Annotated in this window: 19 protein-coding genes; 8 read left to right on the top strand and 11 right to left on the bottom strand. The window is 67.2% G+C overall.

The genetic code is table 11. From position 1 onward, the window contains the following. The first annotated feature begins 78 nt into the window (after positions 1-78). The 3 genes from HWW87_RS06235 (at position 79) to HWW87_RS06225 (ending at position 2,706) form a co-directional block, all read left to right on the top strand. Positions 79-1,257, top strand: coding sequence for a tetratricopeptide repeat protein (locus HWW87_RS06235; protein ID WP_175819632.1), 1,179 nt, complete (start codon positions 79-81; stop codon positions 1,255-1,257). A gap of 237 nt (positions 1,258-1,494) precedes the next feature. Next, positions 1,495-1,926, top strand: coding sequence for a large conductance mechanosensitive channel protein MscL (gene mscL / locus HWW87_RS06230; RefSeq protein ID WP_175819631.1), 432 nt, complete (start codon positions 1,495-1,497; stop codon positions 1,924-1,926). A 333-nt stretch (positions 1,927-2,259) separates the two neighbouring features. Further along, on the top strand, positions 2,260-2,706 hold the full coding sequence (locus tag HWW87_RS06225) for a hypothetical protein (protein ID WP_006488003.1): 447 nt from the start codon (positions 2,260-2,262) through the stop codon (positions 2,704-2,706). Between the two features lie 66 nt (positions 2,707-2,772). Here the strand turns inward: HWW87_RS06225 and HWW87_RS06220 are convergent, their stop codons facing one another. Next, complete coding sequence (locus HWW87_RS06220; RefSeq protein ID WP_175819630.1) at positions 2,773-3,666, bottom strand: NAD(P)-dependent oxidoreductase; 894 nt, start codon at positions 3,664-3,666, stop codon at positions 2,773-2,775. Positions 3,667-3,812: 146 nt separating this feature from the next. On the opposite strand from HWW87_RS06220, the gene HWW87_RS06215 reads away from it, so the two are divergent. Both HWW87_RS06215 and HWW87_RS06210 read left to right on the top strand, forming a co-directional pair. Beyond that, positions 3,813-4,022, top strand: a complete 210-nt coding sequence (locus HWW87_RS06215; protein WP_174389336.1) for a dodecin — start codon at positions 3,813-3,815, stop codon at positions 4,020-4,022. Positions 4,023-4,245: 223 nt separating this feature from the next. Beyond that, a complete protein-coding gene (locus tag HWW87_RS06210; protein ID WP_006478550.1) occupies positions 4,246-5,175 on the top strand; it encodes a LysR substrate-binding domain-containing protein in 930 nt (309 codons plus the stop codon). A gap of 87 nt (positions 5,176-5,262) precedes the next feature. Here the strand turns inward: HWW87_RS06210 and HWW87_RS06205 are convergent, their stop codons facing one another. Then, positions 5,263-6,675 (bottom strand): 8-oxoguanine deaminase, encoded by a 1,413-nt coding sequence (locus tag HWW87_RS06205; RefSeq protein ID WP_175819629.1) that lies wholly within the window; start codon positions 6,673-6,675, stop codon positions 5,263-5,265. Positions 6,676-7,183: 508 nt separating this feature from the next. Here HWW87_RS06205 and uraH point away from each other — a divergent pair. Further along, positions 7,184-7,537 (top strand): hydroxyisourate hydrolase, encoded by a 354-nt coding sequence (gene uraH / locus HWW87_RS06200; protein WP_011549584.1) that lies wholly within the window; start codon positions 7,184-7,186, stop codon positions 7,535-7,537. Positions 7,538-7,590: 53 nt separating this feature from the next. Then, positions 7,591-8,784, top strand: coding sequence for a urate hydroxylase PuuD (locus tag HWW87_RS06195; protein ID WP_174431454.1), 1,194 nt, complete (start codon positions 7,591-7,593; stop codon positions 8,782-8,784). A 118-nt stretch (positions 8,785-8,902) separates the two neighbouring features. Here the strand turns inward: HWW87_RS06195 and HWW87_RS06190 are convergent, their stop codons facing one another. The 3 genes from HWW87_RS06190 to HWW87_RS06180 all read right to left on the bottom strand — a co-directional run bounded on the left by HWW87_RS06190 (position 8,903) and on the right by HWW87_RS06180 (position 9,996). Continuing rightward, a complete protein-coding gene (locus HWW87_RS06190) occupies positions 8,903-9,313 on the bottom strand; it encodes an ACT domain-containing protein (protein WP_175819628.1) in 411 nt (136 codons plus the stop codon). 60 nt (positions 9,314-9,373) lie between these two features. Then, a complete protein-coding gene (locus HWW87_RS06185) occupies positions 9,374-9,514 on the bottom strand; it encodes a hypothetical protein (RefSeq protein WP_244107143.1) in 141 nt (46 codons plus the stop codon). 77 nt (positions 9,515-9,591) lie between these two features. Continuing rightward, entirely contained in the window at positions 9,592-9,996 is a 405-nt protein-coding gene (locus tag HWW87_RS06180) for a RidA family protein (RefSeq protein ID WP_175819627.1), read from the bottom strand. A gap of 151 nt (positions 9,997-10,147) precedes the next feature. Between HWW87_RS06180 and HWW87_RS06175 the strand changes: the two genes are divergently transcribed. Then, positions 10,148-11,113 carry a LysR family transcriptional regulator gene (locus HWW87_RS06175; RefSeq protein ID WP_175819626.1) on the top strand — a complete coding sequence of 322 codons (966 nt, stop codon included), beginning with the start codon at positions 10,148-10,150 and terminating at the stop codon, positions 11,111-11,113. Positions 11,114-11,189: 76 nt separating this feature from the next. Here the strand turns inward: HWW87_RS06175 and HWW87_RS06170 are convergent, their stop codons facing one another. The 6 genes from HWW87_RS06170 to HWW87_RS06145 form a co-directional block, all read right to left on the bottom strand. Next, positions 11,190-11,702 carry an ureidoglycolate lyase gene (locus tag HWW87_RS06170; protein ID WP_175819625.1) on the bottom strand — a complete coding sequence of 171 codons (513 nt, stop codon included), beginning with the start codon at positions 11,700-11,702 and terminating at the stop codon, positions 11,190-11,192. Then, positions 11,699-12,712: an allantoicase gene (gene alc / locus HWW87_RS06165; protein ID WP_175819624.1), complete on the bottom strand. Its 1,014-nt coding sequence runs from the start codon at positions 12,710-12,712 to the stop codon at positions 11,699-11,701. The genes HWW87_RS06170 and alc overlap by 4 nt, the downstream gene beginning before the upstream one ends. Positions 12,713-12,787: 75 nt before the next feature. Further along, positions 12,788-13,309: a 2-oxo-4-hydroxy-4-carboxy-5-ureidoimidazoline decarboxylase gene (gene uraD / locus HWW87_RS06160; RefSeq protein ID WP_174389327.1), complete on the bottom strand. Its 522-nt coding sequence runs from the start codon at positions 13,307-13,309 to the stop codon at positions 12,788-12,790. After that, positions 13,306-14,259, bottom strand: a complete 954-nt coding sequence (puuE, locus tag HWW87_RS06155) for an allantoinase PuuE (protein ID WP_175819623.1) — start codon at positions 14,257-14,259, stop codon at positions 13,306-13,308. Before puuE ends, uraD begins: the two co-directional genes overlap by 4 nt. Before the next feature lie 161 nt (positions 14,260-14,420). After that, positions 14,421-15,212 (bottom strand): aspartate/glutamate racemase family protein, encoded by a 792-nt coding sequence (locus HWW87_RS06150; protein WP_175819622.1) that lies wholly within the window; start codon positions 15,210-15,212, stop codon positions 14,421-14,423. A 10-nt stretch (positions 15,213-15,222) separates the two neighbouring features. After that, entirely contained in the window at positions 15,223-16,707 is a 1,485-nt protein-coding gene (locus HWW87_RS06145) for an NCS1 family nucleobase:cation symporter-1 (RefSeq protein ID WP_175819621.1), read from the bottom strand. Positions 16,708-16,714 lie beyond the last annotated feature (7 nt).

Here is a 16,714-nt window from a genome sequence, read left to right as displayed (position 1 = left end):
GCAACCGCGCCGCGCCCCGGCCCGGGGGCGCGGCGCGAACCGATCGTCAGGAGACGGGCGCCTGCGCCCGGTTCGACCATGAAGAAATCCCTCGCCGCACTCGGCCTGTCGCTGATGTTGCTGTCGTCCGCCGCGTTTGCGGTCCCGTCGCTGCAGCAGGTCGAGCAATCGATCGCGCAGCGCAACTGGCAGCAAGCCGACACGCAGTTGTCGCAAGTCATCGACGCCCATCCGAACAACGCGCATGCGCGCTACCTGTATGCGCAGGTGCTGGACCGCGAAGGCCGCGCGTCCGACGCGCTCGCGCAACTGCAGCGCGCGAAATCGCTCGATCCGCAACTGAAGTTCACCGACGCGTCGCGCTTCGCGCAGACGGAGTCGCGCATTCGCGCCGACGCCGCGCGCGTGAGCGGCAACACGCCGTCGGCCACGCAGGCCGGCACGCTGCAGCCGGGGCTCGCCCCCGCCGTCGCGCCGGCCGAAAAGCACGGCCCGTCTACCAGTATGTGGATCGGCCTCGGGCTGATCGTCGCCGTGATCGCGCTGGTGCTGCGCTGGACGCTGCGGCGCGCGCGCACGGCCGACAACAGCCGCGCCGACGACGAACGCCGCACGCAGCTCAAGCGCGCGACCGACGTGCTGAACGACATCCGGCCGCTGAAACTCGATGCGAAACTGTCGACGGCGCCCGGCGCCGCGGCGCTGACCGGCGAACTCGAGGCGATCGAGAACGACGCGCGCACGCTCGTCGAGACGCTGTCGAACGGCAAGAATCCGGTGCCGCCGTATCGCGTCGATGAACTCGAACAGCGTCACGCCAGCGTGAAGGCGCGCGTCGAAGGCCGCCCCGACCCGGCCGCGCAGCCCGCGGCGCCGGCGAACGGCAGCGGCTCCGTGTACGCGCAGGAAGCCGATCGCATGACGGGCGCCCAGGGCCAGCCGTATCAGCAACAGCCCTACCCGCCGCAACAACCCTATCCGCAACAGCAGCCGCCCGTCGTGATCCAGCAAGGCGGCGGTTTCGGCGGCGGGATGGGCGGGCTGCTGACCGGCGTGCTGCTCGGCGAAGCGATGTCCGGCGGCCGCGAGCGCGTGGTCGAACGCGACGTGATCGTCGACGGCGAGCACCGCCGGCAGGAAGCCGACCCGGACGTCGATCTCGGCCGCGGCGACGATTCGAACTGGAGCGACGGCAGCGGCGGCGGCGGGATGGACCTCGGCAGCAACGACGACGGCTGGACCGACGACAACACCTGAGCACCCGCGCACCGGGCGTCGACCTGCGTGTCGACACCCGGCCACGCACGCCAGGCCCAGCTGCATGACCGGCCGCGCCGACGCGCGGATTTGTCAATCATTTCAAGATGGGCTACCGGCAATGGGGCACGTTCGCTATCATGCGGCCATCGGCGTGCCACCGACCGTCATCCGACGCAAAGCAATCCTGCGCGTCGCGGCACGCCTCCCCTCGCCCCAACCAGGAGAAAGCCGCTCATGAGCATCATCAAGGAATTCAAGGAGTTCGCCGTCAAGGGCAACGTGATGGATCTCGCCGTCGGCGTGATCATCGGCGGCGCGTTCTCGAAGATCGTCGACTCGGTCGTGAAGGACCTCATCATGCCGGTCATCGGCGTGCTGACCGGCGGTCTGGATTTCTCGAACAAGTTCGTTCTGCTCGGCACCATCCCCTCGTCGTTCAAGGGTAATCCCGATTCGTTCAAGGACCTGCAGGCCGCGGGGGTCGCCGCATTCGGCTACGGCTCGTTCATCACCGTGGCGATCAATTTCGTGATCCTTGCGTTCATCATTTTCCTGATGGTGAAATTCATCAACAAGCTGCGCAAGCCGGACGAAGCCGCGCCGGCCGCGACGCCGGAAGACACCGTGCTGCTGCGCGAGATCCGCGATTCGCTCAAGCAGCGCTGATCGCTACACGCTCCGCCAGCCAGGCCCGCCCCGTGCGGGCCTTTTTATTGCGCCCGCGATGCACCGCCGCATGCGGCTCATCTCATTTTTTTGTGACGAGCGAATGCACGCGCGGGAAAAGCAGGTCTATGATGGAGACTAAACGACAGTACGGGCGCCAAGACGCTGGCTGTGTCGATCATGGCGAGCAGGTCGACGGGAGACATTGATCGTCGTACTGCACGAATGCAGCATTTTCGTGTGCTATAAAGGATCGACATGCGGCGTACATAGCCGGGAGTGGGTCGCATGAAAGTGCCGCATTTCTTGCAATTGTTTTTGAGGCGAGTGTTTATGTCCTTCCCGAAAAAACGTCGGCGTGCGCCGCAGGATGGCCAGGAGTCGTTCCTCGCGGTCTTGCGCCACTCGAAACCGTTTGCCCAGCTCGACACCAAGATTGCCCGCGCCCGCGCGCAGGACGAACCCGTCCTCTATGCGCACGTGCTGCCCGGCCTCGACGTGCTCCTGTGCAGCGTGCGCGGCGCGCAGCCGCCCTATCCGGCCATTGCCGAGCTGCGCAAGCGCTGCATCGAGTCGATCGCCAACGCGCTCGAGCAGCCGCTCGACGGCCTCGAGAACGGCGGATACTGGTACGAAGCGAACGGCTTCGGCTTCCTCGTGTTCGCAAGCCGTGCGCGTGCGCGCATCCTGCCCGAGTTTGGTGCAGGCACGAAAGCGAGCCTGCGCGGCGGCCTCGGCCGCCAGAACGCGGGCGACACGACACCCCGCTCGCTCGGCTGATCCGCCAGTCATTCGATGGGCCGCCTCCGGGCGGCCCATCTGCCATTCACGCGTCCCGCTTGCCCGTCACGATGCCTGCCGACGGCCGTTGTTCGGCCGCACGATGTCGATGAACGCGGCGAAATCGGCGCCGGCGAGCCCCTGCGCGGCGCCGAGCCTCAGCACCTGCTGCACGGTGGCCGACACCGGCATCACCGCGCCCGTGTCGCGCGCGGCGTCGGCGATTGCATCGACATCCTTCTGGAACGTACTGAGCGCGCCGATCGGGGGATGACCGCCCGACGTCATGCGCGGCACGAAGGTCTGCAGCAGCACCGAATCGGCCCAGCCGCCGGCCAGCGCCTCGGCCAGACGCGCGGCGTCGATACCGCTCGCCTGTGCGAGGCCCACCGCCTCGGCGATCGCGGTGACCGTCGCGGTCACGATCGCCTGGTTGCACAGCTTCGCCGTCTGGCCTGCGCCCGCGTCGCCCATGTGCGTGATGCGCGACGCATACGTATCGATCAGCGAACGCACCGCATCGAGATCGGCCGCGCGGCCGCCGGCCATCACCGCGAGCGTGCCGGCCTGCGCGCCCGGCACGCCGCCGGACACCGGCGCATCGACCCAGCCGACCCCGAGTGCGGCCGCGCGCGCCGCGTAGTCGCGCGTGGCGGCCGGCGGAATGCTCGAATGATCGACGATGCGCTGCAGGCGGCGCGCGCTCGCGTCACCGGAAAGCAGCCCGTGTTCACCGAACACGACATCACCGACCGCACGACCGTCGAGCACGCACACGCATACCGTATCGACGCGCCCGGCCAGCTCGCGCGGCGTGCCGACCACCTGCGCGCCGTCCTTCACCAGCGCGTCGGCCTTGGCGCGCGAGCGATTCCACACGCTGACGCGATGCCCGGCCGCCAGCAAATGCCGAATCATCGGCGCGCCCATCAATCCCGGTCCGCAAAATCCGACTTCCACGATGTTCCTCGTCTCCGATATGGGTTGCACTTGCCGCCCATCATACCTATCACTCAAGAAGCCGGGCACGCACGGCACCGTTGTGGAACCGTAGCGGGACCGCGCCTTGCACCGGCCCACCATACGAACGTCCCAGGGAGCGCATCATGAGCGACCACGTGTACAAGATGATCGAATTGACCGGTTCGTCGCGGCAATCGAGCGACGACGCGATCCGCAACGCGATCTCGAAAGCCGGCAAGACGCTGCGCAATCTGCACTGGTTCCAGGTGACCGAAACGCGCGGCCACATCGAAGGCGACCAGGTCGTGCACTGGCAGGTCACGCTGAAGGTCGGCATGCGCATCGACGACTGACGCGCCGCGCGCGTCACGCGCGCCGCCCCACTACCGGATGCGTGCAATGCGCATCCGCGGGGCGTCGCGCCCGCCTGCATTTCGCCCCGTTCGGGCCCCTTGTCGCAGCCCGGCCGGCGGCTGCCTGCGGGTATCCATCGCTTGACGCTGATTTTCGTTCATATTAAAAACGATATACCCGACCGACCCCTCGATCAGCCCAGCCATATAAACCGGAGATAACATGAGTCAGCAACGCGAGGCGATCGACACGTACCTCTTGCGCGTCTTGCACACCTTGTTGATGGAGCGCAGCGTCACGCGCGCGGCCGTCAAACTGAACCAGTCGCAACCGGCGATCAGCGCCGCGCTGCGGCGCCTGCGCGACATCACCGGCGATCCGCTGCTGGTGCGCGGCAAATCCGGCATGGTGCCGACCGAATACGGGCTGCGCCTGCTCGAACCGGTGCAGAACGCGCTGCGTGAAATCGAGCGCATCAAGTTCCAGCAGCACAACTTCGACCCGGCCACGTCGATCCGCTGCTACCGGATCGGCTGCCCCGACTACCTGAACGTGCTGTTCGTGCCGACCGTCGTCGAACGCTTTCGCCTGGCCGCGCCGAACGCGACGCTCGAGTTCCACTCGCTCGGCCCCGCGTTCGACTACGAACTCGCGCTGGAAGACGGCAAGCTCGACATCGTCGTCGGCAACTGGCCCGAGCCGCCCGAGCAGCTGCACCTGTCGAACCTGTTCGTCGACGAAATCGTCTGCCTGATGAGCAACACGCACCCGTTCGCGAAGCGCGGCGGGCTCACGCTCGACCAGTACCTGAACGCGCCGCATCTCGCGCCGACGCCGTACTCGGTCGGCCAGCGCGGCGCGATCGACGTGCATCTCGCGCGCGAACGGCTCAAGCGCCACGTGGTCGTCACGCTGCCGTACTTCAACCTCGCGCCTTACGTGCTCGTGAAGTCGGACCTGATCTTCACGACCACGCGGCTGTTCGCCGATCACTACGCGAAGTTCCTGCCGCTGTCGGTCGTGCCGGCACCGCTCGATTTCCCGCCGATGCAGTACTACCAGCTGTGGCACGAGCGCTGCCATTACTCCGATGAAGTGCGCTGGCTGCGCAGCCTCGTCGCCGAAGCCACCCGCACGCTGATCGAGGCGTAACGGCATAACCGCCTACGCCGCCCGCGCCGTCACGGCGCGGCGCAGCGACGGCCGGCCACGCGGCGGCCGCACGGCTTCAGCACGGCTTCAGCGCGATGCGTCGACGAGTGCGTGCGCAAGCGCGTTGTGACGCTCGATCACGGGCGGCAGATCGAGCGTCGCGAGCCGCCCTTCCCGCACCACCACCTTCCCGTTCACCACCGTGTACGCCGTCTGCGACGGCGCGCAGAACACGAGCGCCGCGACCGGATCGTGCAGCGCGCCCGCGAACAGCGGCTGACGCAGGTCGAACGCGGCGAAATCCGCGGCCATGCCGGGCTTCAACGCGCCGATGTCGTCGCGGTTCAGCACCTTCGCGCCGCCGAGCGTCGCGATCTCGAGCGCTTCGCGCGCGGTCATCGCGTCGGGTCCAAAACCGACCCGCTGCAGCAGCAGCGCCTGGCGCACCTCCGCCACCATCTGCGCGCCGTCGTTCGACGCGGAACCGTCGACACCGAGGCCGACCGGCACGCCCGCGAGCCGCATCTTCTTCACCGGCGCGATGCCGGACGCGAGCCGCATGTTCGAACACGGACAGTGCGCGACGCCCGTGCCGGTACGCGCGAACAGGCCGATGCCCGCATCGTCAAGCTGCACGCAGTGCGCATGCCACACGTCGTGGCCGACCCAGCCGAGATCTTCCGCATATTCGGCGGGCGTCATCCCGAACTTCTCGCGGCTGTACGCGATGTCGTTGACGTTCTCCGCGAGGTGCGTGTGCAGCGACACGCCGTATTCGCGCGCGAGCACGGCCGCGTCGCGCATCAGCTCGCGGCTCACCGAGAACGGCGAGCACGGCGCGACCACCACGCGCAGCATCGCGTAGCGCCCTTCGTCGTGATAGGTCTCGATCAGGCGCTGCGCGTCGCGCAGGATGTCGGGTTCGCGCTCGACGACCGAATCGGGCGGCAGCCCGCCGTCGCGCTGGCCGACGCTCATCGCGCCGCGGCTCGCATGAAAGCGCATGCCGATCCGCTGCGCGGCGGCGATGCTGTCGTCGAGCCGGCTGCCGTTCGGGTAGATGTACAGATGGTCGCTCGAGGTCGTGCAGCCCGACTGCAGCAGCTCGGCCATCGCGGTGAGCGTCGACACCTCGATCATCTCGGGCGTCAGGTGCGCCCAGATCCGGTACAGGTTCGTGAGCCAGCCGAACAGTTCGGCGTTCTGCGCGGCCGGCACCGCGCGCGTGAGGCTCTGGTACATGTGGTGGTGCGTGTTCACGAGCCCCGGGATCACGAGGTGGCCGCGCAGGTCGAGCACTTCGTCGGCCGTGTCGGGCAGCTCGGCGGTCGGGCCGACCGCGACGATCCGGTTGTCTTCGATGTAGAGCCCCGCGTCGCGCAGTTCGCGGCGCGTGTCGTCCATGGTCACGAGCACGTCGGCGTGCTTGACCAGCAGGGTCGTCGGGCGGGATGAAGAGGGGTTCGGCGCGCGTGCGCCAGCGTGCTGCTCGAGATTCATGCGTTCTCCGCGTCGGTCTACCTCCAGGGGCTGTCCTGGAGGCGGTCACACAGCCGTTCGAACGCTGAATCGCGGCACGCGCCGGTGCCTGCGTCCGTTCGAACGCCCTGGCCCGGTTACCCGGCGTGCTCGCCGTCTTCGGGGTACGCGCCGGCCACGGGCCGACGCGCACGGCGGGAGGATCGCCCAAGCGCGCGCCGCGCACAATGCGCGATCCGGAATACCGCCCTTCAGGGATTCGGTATGGTACGCCGCCCGACGCCCCGCCGGGCACCCGAAATCGGCGCGCGAAGCCGTATCCGGCGGGCCGTCGACAGCCGCTCATGCGCGGCGCATTATCTTCGATATCGCGCCCGTATTTGCGCGGGGAACCTTTTTACAATGCCTGCACGGCGCTCGCTTCACTCTCGCCGACGGGTATGTAGCCACGTGACGTGGAGCCTCGATCCGCCGCACAGTCATGGATCGAGTCGCCGCCGAACCTCGCATTCACACAAGGACACAACGAATGGGAAAGCTCACTACCCACGTACTCGATACGGCGCACGGTCGCCCCGGCGCGGCCATCAAGGTGGACCTCTACGCGCTGGACGGCGAATCGCGCCGCGCGATCAAGACCGTGCTGACCAATAGCGACGGCCGCTGCGACGAACCGCTGCTCGAAGGCGCGGCGCTCGCCGCCGGCGAATACGAACTCGTGTTCCATGCCGGCGACTACTTCGCGGCGCTCGGCGTGAAGGTGCCCGAACCCCGCTTCGTCGACCGCGTCGTCCTGCGCTTCGGCATCGCCGACACCGGCTCGCACTACCACGTGCCGCTGCTCGTGTCGCCGTGGTCGTACAGCACCTATCGCGGCAGCTGACAGACGAATCAGCGCCTGCATCAAGACAAACGATCTGAGTCTGGAGGAGTTTCATGGAAGGCTTCATCACCGACTGGCTGAACCTCGCGCTGCGATGGCTGCACGTCATCGTCGCCATTGCGTGGATCGGCGAGTCGTTCTATTTCGTCGCGCTCGACAACAGCCTGAAACCACCGACCGACCCGAACCAGCGCAAGCGCGGTGTGTTCGGCGAGCTGTGGCACGTCCACGGCGGCGGTTTCTACAACATGCAGAAGTACACCGTTGCTCCGCCGGAAATGCCCGATGACCTGCACTGGTCGAAGTGGCCGTCGTACACGACGTGGCTGTCGGGCTTCACGCTGTTCTTCGTGCTGTACCTGCTCGCACCGAACACGTACCTGATCGACAAGAACGTGCTCGACATGGGCCCGGTCGTCGCCGTCGCCTCCGCACTCGGCTTCCTCGCCGCCGGCTGGATCGTCTACGACTCGCTGTGCCGCATCCTCGGCACCAACGACCGCGTGCTCGGCATCTGCGTCGGCCTCTACGTCGTGGTCGCCGCGTACCTCGCATGCCACATCTTCTCGGGCCGTGCCGCCTACCTGATCGTCGGCGCGATGCTCGCGACGATCATGTCGGCGAACGTGTTCTTCGTGATCATCCCGGGCCAGCGCAAGATGGTCGACAAGATGCTCAAGGGCGAGGAACCGAACCCGATCTACGGCAAGCGCGGCAAGCAGCGTTCGGTGCACAACACGTACTTCACGCTGCCGGTCGTGTTCGCGATGCTGTCGAACCACTATGCGATGACGTACACGAACAAGTTCAACTGGGTCGTGCTCGTGCTGATCATGCTGGCCGGCGCGCTGATTCGCCAGTTCTTCGTGATGCGTCACCGCGGCAAGCAGCTGTGGTACCTGCCGATCGGCGGCGTCGCGCTGCTGTCGGGCGCGCTGGTGTGGACGATGCCGAAGCCGGTCGCGCCGGAAGCGCAGGCCGCGAATGCGCCGAAGATCGTGATCAACGACATCATGCCGATCCTGCAGCAGCGCTGTGTCGAGTGCCACTCGTCGAAGCCGACGCTGATGGGCAGCGCCCCCGCGGGCGTGATGTTCGACACGCCGGACGAAGTGTCGAAGAACGCACAGCGTATCTACGACCAGGCCGTGCGCCTGAAGGCGATGCCGATCGGCAACGTCACGCACATGACCGACGACGAGCGGACGAAGCTCGCCGCGTGGTTCGAGGGCGGCGCGGTCAAGTAAGCCGCCGTGCGCCCGCGGTCGGCCACTGACTGCCGGCGCAATCCTCTCCGTTCGCGGGCCCGGTGACGGGCCCGTTTTTTTGCCTGTCCCGACTGCACCGTCCGCCAGCCGTTACCCCCTACCCGCGCATCGCACCGCGCTGAAGCGTGGCGAGCGCATCGAGCGCGCGCGGGCCGTCGTCGAACGGCACGAAGATGTGATCGTGGTACGCGGCGGCCATCACGTTGCAGCTGATGCCCGCCGCGCCGAGCGCCCGCGCGAACGCCGCCGTGAGGCCGACGGCCGCGAGGTCGGAATGCACGGTCAGCGTGATCCACGCGGCACGGAACAGCACGGGCCAGCCGCGACGCGCGGCCGTTTCCTCGTCGACCACGACCGTCAGCCCTTCCGCTTCGCGGAACGTCGCGATCACTTCGGATAACGATACGTCTGCGTCGTTCGGCAGCGCTATGAATGCGAACGCGCCCGGATGCAGTTCGGGCTGCATCGTGCGCAGCAGGACCGCGAGGTCGTTTTCAGGCTGGCTCATCGGAGGAACACGCCCGGAACCGGACGTCGTAGGGTGGCGATGCGGGCACGATAGCACGCACTACGCGCGCACCATCGCGACTTCGTCCGCGAGCCAGCCGCGCAACGCGACGATGCGCGGATCGTGCTGCGTATGCTGCGGATATACGACGTGATACGCAAGCGCGGGCGCCACCTCGACACTCACGTCGAACAGCCGCACGAGTCGCCCGTCGGCGAGATCGCGCGTATGAACATGAACCGCCCGTCGCGCCGTGATGCGCACCGGCGGGCGCCCCGCTACGCGCCGGCCGTCTCCGGCAACCGCGCGATCATCTTGATCTCGAACTGGAAGCCGTACAGCCAGGTCACGCCGACGGCGGTCAGCGTCGGATGCGGGGCATCGCCCCAGTATTCGGGCACGATCTCCCAGACCCGCTCGAACGTCTTTTCGGGATCGACGAGAAACACCGTCACGTCGACGACGTCGTCGAACGTGCAGCCGGCCGCGCGCAGCACCGCATTCAGGTTGTCGAACGCGCGGCGGACCTGCGCGCCCAGTTCCGGCTCGGGCGAGCCGTCCTCGCGGCTGCCGACCTGCCCGGACACGAACAGGAAGCCGTTCGAGCGCAACGCCGGCGAATAACGGTTGCGGTCATACAGCGCCTGGCGACCCGGCGGAAAAACTACGCTACGCTTTGCCATTCGACACCTCCATCGGTCTGTGGGGCGGCATGCCCATGCATCAACGATGAAGGCACTTTAAGGACCGTTGCGCGGCGGATAAACCGGCAACCCTGTCCAACACTGTTTGGTCACGCCAAACAATCTGCGACCGACGCGGAGCCTGGACCCGATGGATCGATTCGACGCAATGCAGGCGTTCGCCCGCGTGGTGGAAGCCGGCAGCTTCACGAAGGCAGCCGACACGCTGCACATGAGCCGCACCACCGTCACGCAACTGGTGCAGCAGCTCGAAGCACGGCTGCGCGTGAAGCTGTTCAATCGCACGACCCGCAAGGTCGTCGTCACCGCCGACGGCGCCGCGTACTACGAGCGCGTCGTGCGGCTGCTGGCCGACATGGACGATGCCGAAACGAGCCTGTCCGCGGCGTCGGCGTCGCCGCGCGGGCGGCTGCGCGTGGACGTGCCGAGCCCGTTCGCGCGCCTGATCCTGATCCCCGCACTGCCCGCGTTCCATGCGCGCTATCCGGACATCCAGCTCGACATGGGCGTGAGCGATCGCGTGGTCGACGTGATCGGCGAGAACGTCGATTGCGTCGTGCGCGGCGGCGAGCCGACCGACCGCTCGCTGGTCGCGCGCCACATCGGCGACCTGCGGCTCGGCGTGTACGCGTCACCCGCCTATCTCGCGCGCGCCGGCACGCCGTCGCATCCGGGCGAACTCGAAGACACGCATCACCGGGTGGTCGGCTTTCTGTGGGCGCGCACCGGCAAGGCGCTGCCGTTTGCGATGGCAGGCGACGGCGAACAGGTCCACGTGCGCGGGCGCTACGTGCTCGCGGTCGACGACGGCAATGCGTACCTCGAAGCCGGCCTCGCGGGGCTCGGCATCCTGTGGTTGCCCGATTACATGGCCGCCGCGTATCGCGCGAATGGCGAGCTGGTGCCGCTGTTCGATCAATGGCAACTCGAACCGATGCCGATGTATGTCGCCTTCCCGCCGAACCGGCACGTCAGCGCGAAGCTGCGCGTGTTCGTCGACTGGGTCGCCGAGCTGATGGCGCAGCATGCGCCGGTTACGAACCGGCGGCGCGGCGGCAACGGTTCGCGCGACAGGAGCAAGGCCGCGTCGACCTGATTCGCGAGAAAACAACCGCACATAAAAAAACCCGCGCGGATTGCGCGGGTTTCGACAGACAGACGATCAGCCTGACTCAGGCCGTCAGCGCATCCAGTGCATCCTCGGTGAGCCACAGCGACTCCGGCAGATCCTGCTCGTTCAGGTTCAGCCCGTCGCCGCCGCGATCGACGACGATGAAGTCGCTCACGCCGCCGAGCGCGATCAGCGGGTGATGCCACACGCCCTTCGCATAGTTGACGCCCTGCCAGCCGCTCGTCACGAATGCGCGGATCTTCGCCGGATCGAGATCGCCCGCGGGCGCGACGACGACGAGATACGGCTGGTCGTTCAGCGGCACGAACGCCTGGCTGCCGAGCGGATGCCGCTCCAGCATCTTCACTTCGAACGGCAGCGTGCGCGGCTGGCCGCGGAACAGGTTGACGAGCGTGCGGCCGCCCTCATCGGTCACGTCGACTTTCGCGAGATCGTGAAAGCGGATCGTCGTGCCGAGGTTGATCGGGATCTGCTTCGCCCCTTCCGTTTCGATCACGTCGCCGAACGGCGCAAACGCTTCCTTGGTCAGCGGTTCGATGGCAAGCGTCTTCATTTGTCGAGCGTCCCCCACAGACGCAGGCGCGACACGCCGCCGTCCGGAATGATGTTCAGCCGCACGTGCGTGACGGGGCCGAGCGACGCGATGCCTTGCTCGAAGTAGTGCTGCTTGTCCATCTGCAGCTTCTGTTCGCCGAGCAGCACCGGCCAGAACATCGACTGCGTGATCAGCGAGCTGTCGGTGCCGCCCGACACATAGGCGGCCTGGATCGAGCAGCGATCCGGGTAGTTGCCCTTGAAGAACGCGGTATCGACTTCGATCTTGCGGATCACGCCCGGCTGCGCGAGCGCGATGATCGCCCAGTCGTTGCCCGGTTCGCGGCGGCGGCGGGTTTCCCAGCCGTCGCCCATGTTCACGCCGCGGCCCGGCAGCAGCAGGTTCGACGCGACGCCGAAGTGCTGATTGTTCGCCGCCACGACGTAACCGCCGTTTTCCATCGCCGCGAGGTCGAACTGCTCGGTCGCGCTCGCGCCGGCCCAGTCGAGCTGCGGCTGGCCGTACACGCGCAGGCGCGCGATGCCGCCGTCCGGGTAGATGTTCACGCGCAGGTGCGTGAACGCCCGCGTGTCGCTCGCTTCGACGTAGTGATGGCTGTTGCCCTGCAGCGTCGTCGACGGCACGATCTCGACCCACTCGGTCGCCTGCGTCGGCGCGCCGTCGGCCACGAACGCGGCCTCGATCGACGCGGCCGGCGGGAAGTTGCCGGTGAAGTGGCTCGTGTCGATGTCGAAGCCCTTGATCACGCCCGGGCGCGCGAGCTTGACGATGCACCAGTCGTAGCCGGTCGTGCGCTTGCGGCGCGTTTCCCAGCCGTCCATCCACTTGCCGTGGTCGTCGTACTTGCCGGGGATGAAGACGGCCGGCTCGGGGTTCAGCATCCGGTCCTTCGGCGCGAAGAAATCGTCGCTGGCCTCGAGCGCCTGCGCACCGAGACGCGGGTCGGCAAGATTCACGTAGCGCCGCGTGAAATCGGGTGCGTTCGGATCGAGAAGCGGAACAGCCATGATGTTTCCTTGTTTCAGTGAGGCGATCGGGCCGCTGCGACGCAGCTGGCCGTATTGCGGTGTCAGGCGGCGGTGTCAGGCGTCGATCAGGTCGTCGAGCCGAAAGCGCGCGATCCGGTAGATCTGGTCGAGGCTCGCGCGCAGCTCCTCGTCGCGCGAATGATTCACGCGCGACTCGAAGTTCGCGATGATGCCGTGGCGGTCGTAGCCGCGCACCGCGAGGATGAACGGGAAGCCGAACTTCTCGCGATACGTGCGGTTCAGCGTCAGCAGCTTGTCGAATTCTTCCTGTGTGCACTGGTCGAGGCCCGCGCCGCTTTGCTCGCGGGTCGACTCGGCCGTCAGCTCGCCGCGCACGGCGGCCTTGCCGGCCAGCTCCGGGTGGGCGTTGATCAGCGCGAGCTGGCGCGCTTCGCCGCCGGTTTCCACCGCATCCGACATCGTCTGGTGCAGCGCGTCGATGCTCGCGAACGGCCGCTCGCCCGCGGCGACTTCGGCCACCCACGGCGAATGTTCGAAAATCCCCGACAGCGCCGCGACGAATGCGCTCGGCGCCATCGTGTTCAGTTGTTCCAACGTGTAGCGCATCGCCTTCATGCTTTCCCTTCGTTTCGATGATTGGGCTGATACGGATGATGCTCACGCCAGTGACGCGCGATATCGACACGGCGCGTCACCCATACGCGATCGTGCTGCTCGATGTGATCGAGGAACCGCTGCAGCCCGCGGAACCGGCCCGGCCGGCCGAGCAGCCGGCAGTGCATGCCGATCGACAGCATCTTCGGCGCCTCGTCGCCCTCCGCGTACAGCACGTCGAATGCATCGCGCAGGTAGTCGAAGAAGTGATCACCGGTGTTGAAGCCCTGCGGCGTCGCGAAACGCATGTCGTTCGTGTCGAGCGTGTACGGCACGATCAGTTGCGGCGACTTGCGGCCGCCCGACACTTCGACGTCCATCCAGAACGGCAGGTCGTCGCCGTAGTTGTCGGAGTCGTACAGGAAGCCGCCGTATTCGGCGACCAGGCGGTGCGTGTTTGGGCTGTCGCGGCCGGTATACCAGCCGAGCGGGCGCTCGCCCGTCACACGCTCGATCGCTTCCATCCCGAGGCGCATGTGCTCGGCTTCGAGTTCCGGCGTCATGCTCTGGTAGTGGATCCAGCGCCAGCCGTGGCACGCGATCTCGTGGCCGAGCTCGACGAAGGCACGCGCGAGCTCCGGATGACGCTCGATCGCCATGCCGACGCCGAACACCGTCAGCGGCATCCCGCGCTTCTCGAATTCGCGCAGGATGCGCCACACGCCGGCCCGCGACCCGTATTCGTAGATCGACTCCATGCTCATGTGGCGGTCCGGATACGCGGCCGCGCCGACGATTTCGGACAGGAACTGCTCGGAGCCCGGATCGCCGTGCAGCACGCAGTTCTCGCCGCCCTCCTCGTAGTTCAGCACGAATTGCACGGCGACGCGGGCGCGCCCCGGCCAGTTCGCCTGAACGGGATGGCGGCCGTAGCCGATCAGGTCGCGAGGATAGTTGGGATCGAGTGGCATGGTTCGAAGTGCAACGAAAGCCGGCTCAACGAGCGGGCTGAAGTAATGGGTTCGCATCGACCGCGCGGGTGCCGGAGGCCGGCCGCACGAGCCGATGCGATGACGGCCCAGTGTAGCGAAAACGTTCATACGCGCCCATACAGCGGCGCAGATAGTGCGTGTCAGACGGTGTGTATGTGCGGTTGCGGCAAATTCGGGCCCGGTTCCGCTGCATCCCCGTCCGGCGGGCTGAAGCGGGCGAACGCGCCGTCGTAGCGCTTCGGCAGCGGCCGCGCGTAGTCGCCGCGCCTCGCAGTCGCGAGGCGCAGCGCGACGAGCGCCTCGGCCCACTTGACGGCCGCCGTGACGCCCTCGACCACCGGCGCGCCGATCTGCTGCTCGATCTCGTGCGCGAATTCGGCCATCCCCGCGCAGCCGAGCACGATCGCGTCGGCGCCGTCTTCGTCGAGCGCGCGCCGGCATTCGTCGACGATGATCCGGCGCGCGGCCGAGCCGGGCCGGTCGAGTTCGAGCACCGCGACGTCGGTCGCGCGCACGTTGCGGCAGAACCGCTTCATCCCGTAGCGCTCCGCGAGGTGCCACGCCATCCCGCAGGTGCGCGCGAGCGTCGTGACGACCGAGAAGCCCGGCGCGAGCACGCTCGCGGCGTGCATCGCGGCCTCGGCGATGCCGATCACCGGCCCGCGCGCAAGCTCGCGCGCCGCATACAGGCCCGGATCGCCGAAACACGCGATCACGTATGCGTCGCAGCCGTCGCGCTCGCCCCGCGCGACCTCGGCGAGGAGGCCCGGCGTCGCGAACGCCTCGTCGTAATACCCTTCGATCGACGGCGGCCCCATCGGCGGGCTCACGGCCACGACCTCCGTGCCGGCGGCCGCGACCTCGCGCGCGCAGCGGCCCATCGCGTCGGTCATCCGCTGCGTCGTATTCGGATTGATCAGTCGGATCTTCATCGCACGCTCCTTACGCCTTCGCGCTCGCGAGCAGCCGGTAGAACACGAAGCCGAGCCCCGCGCCGATGAACCACGAGAAATTCGCGACGTCCTGCCAGCCCGGCACCATCACGCAGACGACCGCGATCACCGCGGCCGGCAGCAGCGCGGCCAGCGCGCGGCGGTTCACGCCGCCCGTATACCAGTAGGCGCCGCTTTCCGACATCGTGTACAGGTCGTCGCGCACGAGGCGGCCGCGCTTGACGAGGTAGAAGTCGGCGATCAGCACGCCGTACAGCGGACCGATGAACGCACCGAGCACGTCGAGCGTGTAGTGGATCACGGCCGGGTTGTTGAACAGGTTCCACGGCGTGATGAAGATCGACGCGACGGCCGCGAGCATCCCGCCCGCGCGCCAGCTGATCAGGCGCGGCGCGACGTTCGAGAAGTCGAACGCGGGCGACACGAAGTTCGCGACGATGTTGATGCCGATCGTCGCGATCGTGAACGTCAGCGCGCCGAGGATCACCGCGGTCGGATGGTCGATGCGGCCGACCGTCGCGACCGGGTCGGTGATCAGCTCGCCGAACACCGGCAGCGTCGCGGCGGTGGTGATCACCGTGACGAGCGAGAACGCGAGGAAGTTGACCGGCAGCCCCCAGAAATTGCCGCGCTTCACGTCGCCGAACGAGCGGCAGTAGCGCGAGAAATCGCCGAAGTTGAGCATCGGCCCGGAGAAGTACGACACGACGAGCGATACGGCCGTGATCATCACCGGAATCACTTCCGCACCGTGATACTTGACGCCGCCGAGGTTGATGCCGATGTTGCGCCAGCCCGCGCGCCACACCATGTAGCCGGCGAGGATGAACATCACGACGTAGACGGCCGGGCCCGCGAAGTCGATGAACTTCTTGATCGTCTCCATCCCGTTCCAGAACACCAACGCCTGCAGCACCCACAGCAGCATGAAGCCGGCCCAGCCGACCGCCGACAGCCCGAGGAAGCCGTAGCGATGGACGTCCGCATACGGCAGCCATTGCGGGAAGAATTTCAGCACGACGATCACGAGCGCGCTCGACGCGAGATAAGTCTGGATGCCGTACCACGCGATCGCGATCAGCCCGCGGATCACGGCCGGCACGTTCGCGCCGAGCACGCCGAACGTCGCGCGGCACGCGACCGGATACGGCACGCCGATCTGCTGGCTCGGCCGCGCGATCAGGTTGCACAGCCCGTTCACGAGGCCGATGCCGACGATCAGCGCGATCAGCACCTGCCAGCTCGTCAGCCCGAGCGCGAACAGGCTGCCCGCGAACACGTAGCCGCCGACGCTGTGCACGTCCGACATCCAGAACGCGAAGATGTTGTACGCGCCCCATGTCTGATTTTTAAGGGGTGCCAAATCTTCGTTGTACAGACGTTCACTATAACCATCCGGCAGTGCCGGACCACCGCCCTCGCCGCCTTCTTCCGCCGGATAGGCGCTGTCGTGCGCCACACTGAACTGAGCCATGACTTCT

The sequence above is a fragment of the Burkholderia sp. BCC0419 genome, from assembly GCF_902830285.1.
In the GTDB taxonomy this organism is placed as follows: Bacteria; Pseudomonadota; Gammaproteobacteria; order Burkholderiales; family Burkholderiaceae; genus Burkholderia.
The sequence above is the reverse complement of the archived record's forward strand: the minus strand, read 5'-3'. Positions and strand labels throughout refer to the sequence as shown.

Excerpts from the sequence above, each read along its gene's own strand:
- alc (WP_175819624.1), bottom strand. The coding sequence starts at position 12,712 with ATGGCTGTTCCGCTTCTCGATCCGAACGCACCCGATTTCACGCGGCGC.
- HWW87_RS06150 (WP_175819622.1), bottom strand. The coding sequence starts at position 15,212 with ATGAAGATCCGACTGATCAATCCGAATACGACGCAGCGGATGACCGAC.
- HWW87_RS06175 (WP_175819626.1), top strand. The coding sequence starts at position 10,148 with ATGGATCGATTCGACGCAATGCAGGCGTTCGCCCGCGTGGTGGAAGCC.
- HWW87_RS06210 (WP_006478550.1), top strand. The coding sequence starts at position 4,246 with ATGAGTCAGCAACGCGAGGCGATCGACACGTACCTCTTGCGCGTCTTG.
- uraD (WP_174389327.1), bottom strand. The coding sequence starts at position 13,309 with ATGAAGGCGATGCGCTACACGTTGGAACAACTGAACACGATGGCGCCG.
- HWW87_RS06225 (WP_006488003.1), top strand. The coding sequence starts at position 2,260 with ATGTCCTTCCCGAAAAAACGTCGGCGTGCGCCGCAGGATGGCCAGGAG.
- HWW87_RS06190 (WP_175819628.1), bottom strand. The coding sequence starts at position 9,313 with ATGAGCCAGCCTGAAAACGACCTCGCGGTCCTGCTGCGCACGATGCAG.
- HWW87_RS06170 (WP_175819625.1), bottom strand. The coding sequence starts at position 11,702 with ATGAAGACGCTTGCCATCGAACCGCTGACCAAGGAAGCGTTTGCGCCG.
- HWW87_RS06195 (WP_174431454.1), top strand. The coding sequence starts at position 7,591 with ATGGAAGGCTTCATCACCGACTGGCTGAACCTCGCGCTGCGATGGCTG.
- uraH (WP_011549584.1), top strand. The coding sequence starts at position 7,184 with ATGGGAAAGCTCACTACCCACGTACTCGATACGGCGCACGGTCGCCCC.
- HWW87_RS06235 (WP_175819632.1), top strand. The coding sequence starts at position 79 with ATGAAGAAATCCCTCGCCGCACTCGGCCTGTCGCTGATGTTGCTGTCG.
- HWW87_RS06205 (WP_175819629.1), bottom strand. The coding sequence starts at position 6,675 with ATGAATCTCGAGCAGCACGCTGGCGCACGCGCGCCGAACCCCTCTTCA.
- mscL (WP_175819631.1), top strand. The coding sequence starts at position 1,495 with ATGAGCATCATCAAGGAATTCAAGGAGTTCGCCGTCAAGGGCAACGTG.
- HWW87_RS06145 (WP_175819621.1), bottom strand. The coding sequence starts at position 16,707 with ATGGCTCAGTTCAGTGTGGCGCACGACAGCGCCTATCCGGCGGAAGAA.
- HWW87_RS06180 (WP_175819627.1), bottom strand. The coding sequence starts at position 9,996 with ATGGCAAAGCGTAGCGTAGTTTTTCCGCCGGGTCGCCAGGCGCTGTAT.
- HWW87_RS06215 (WP_174389336.1), top strand. The coding sequence starts at position 3,813 with ATGAGCGACCACGTGTACAAGATGATCGAATTGACCGGTTCGTCGCGG.
- puuE (WP_175819623.1), bottom strand. The coding sequence starts at position 14,259 with ATGCCACTCGATCCCAACTATCCTCGCGACCTGATCGGCTACGGCCGC.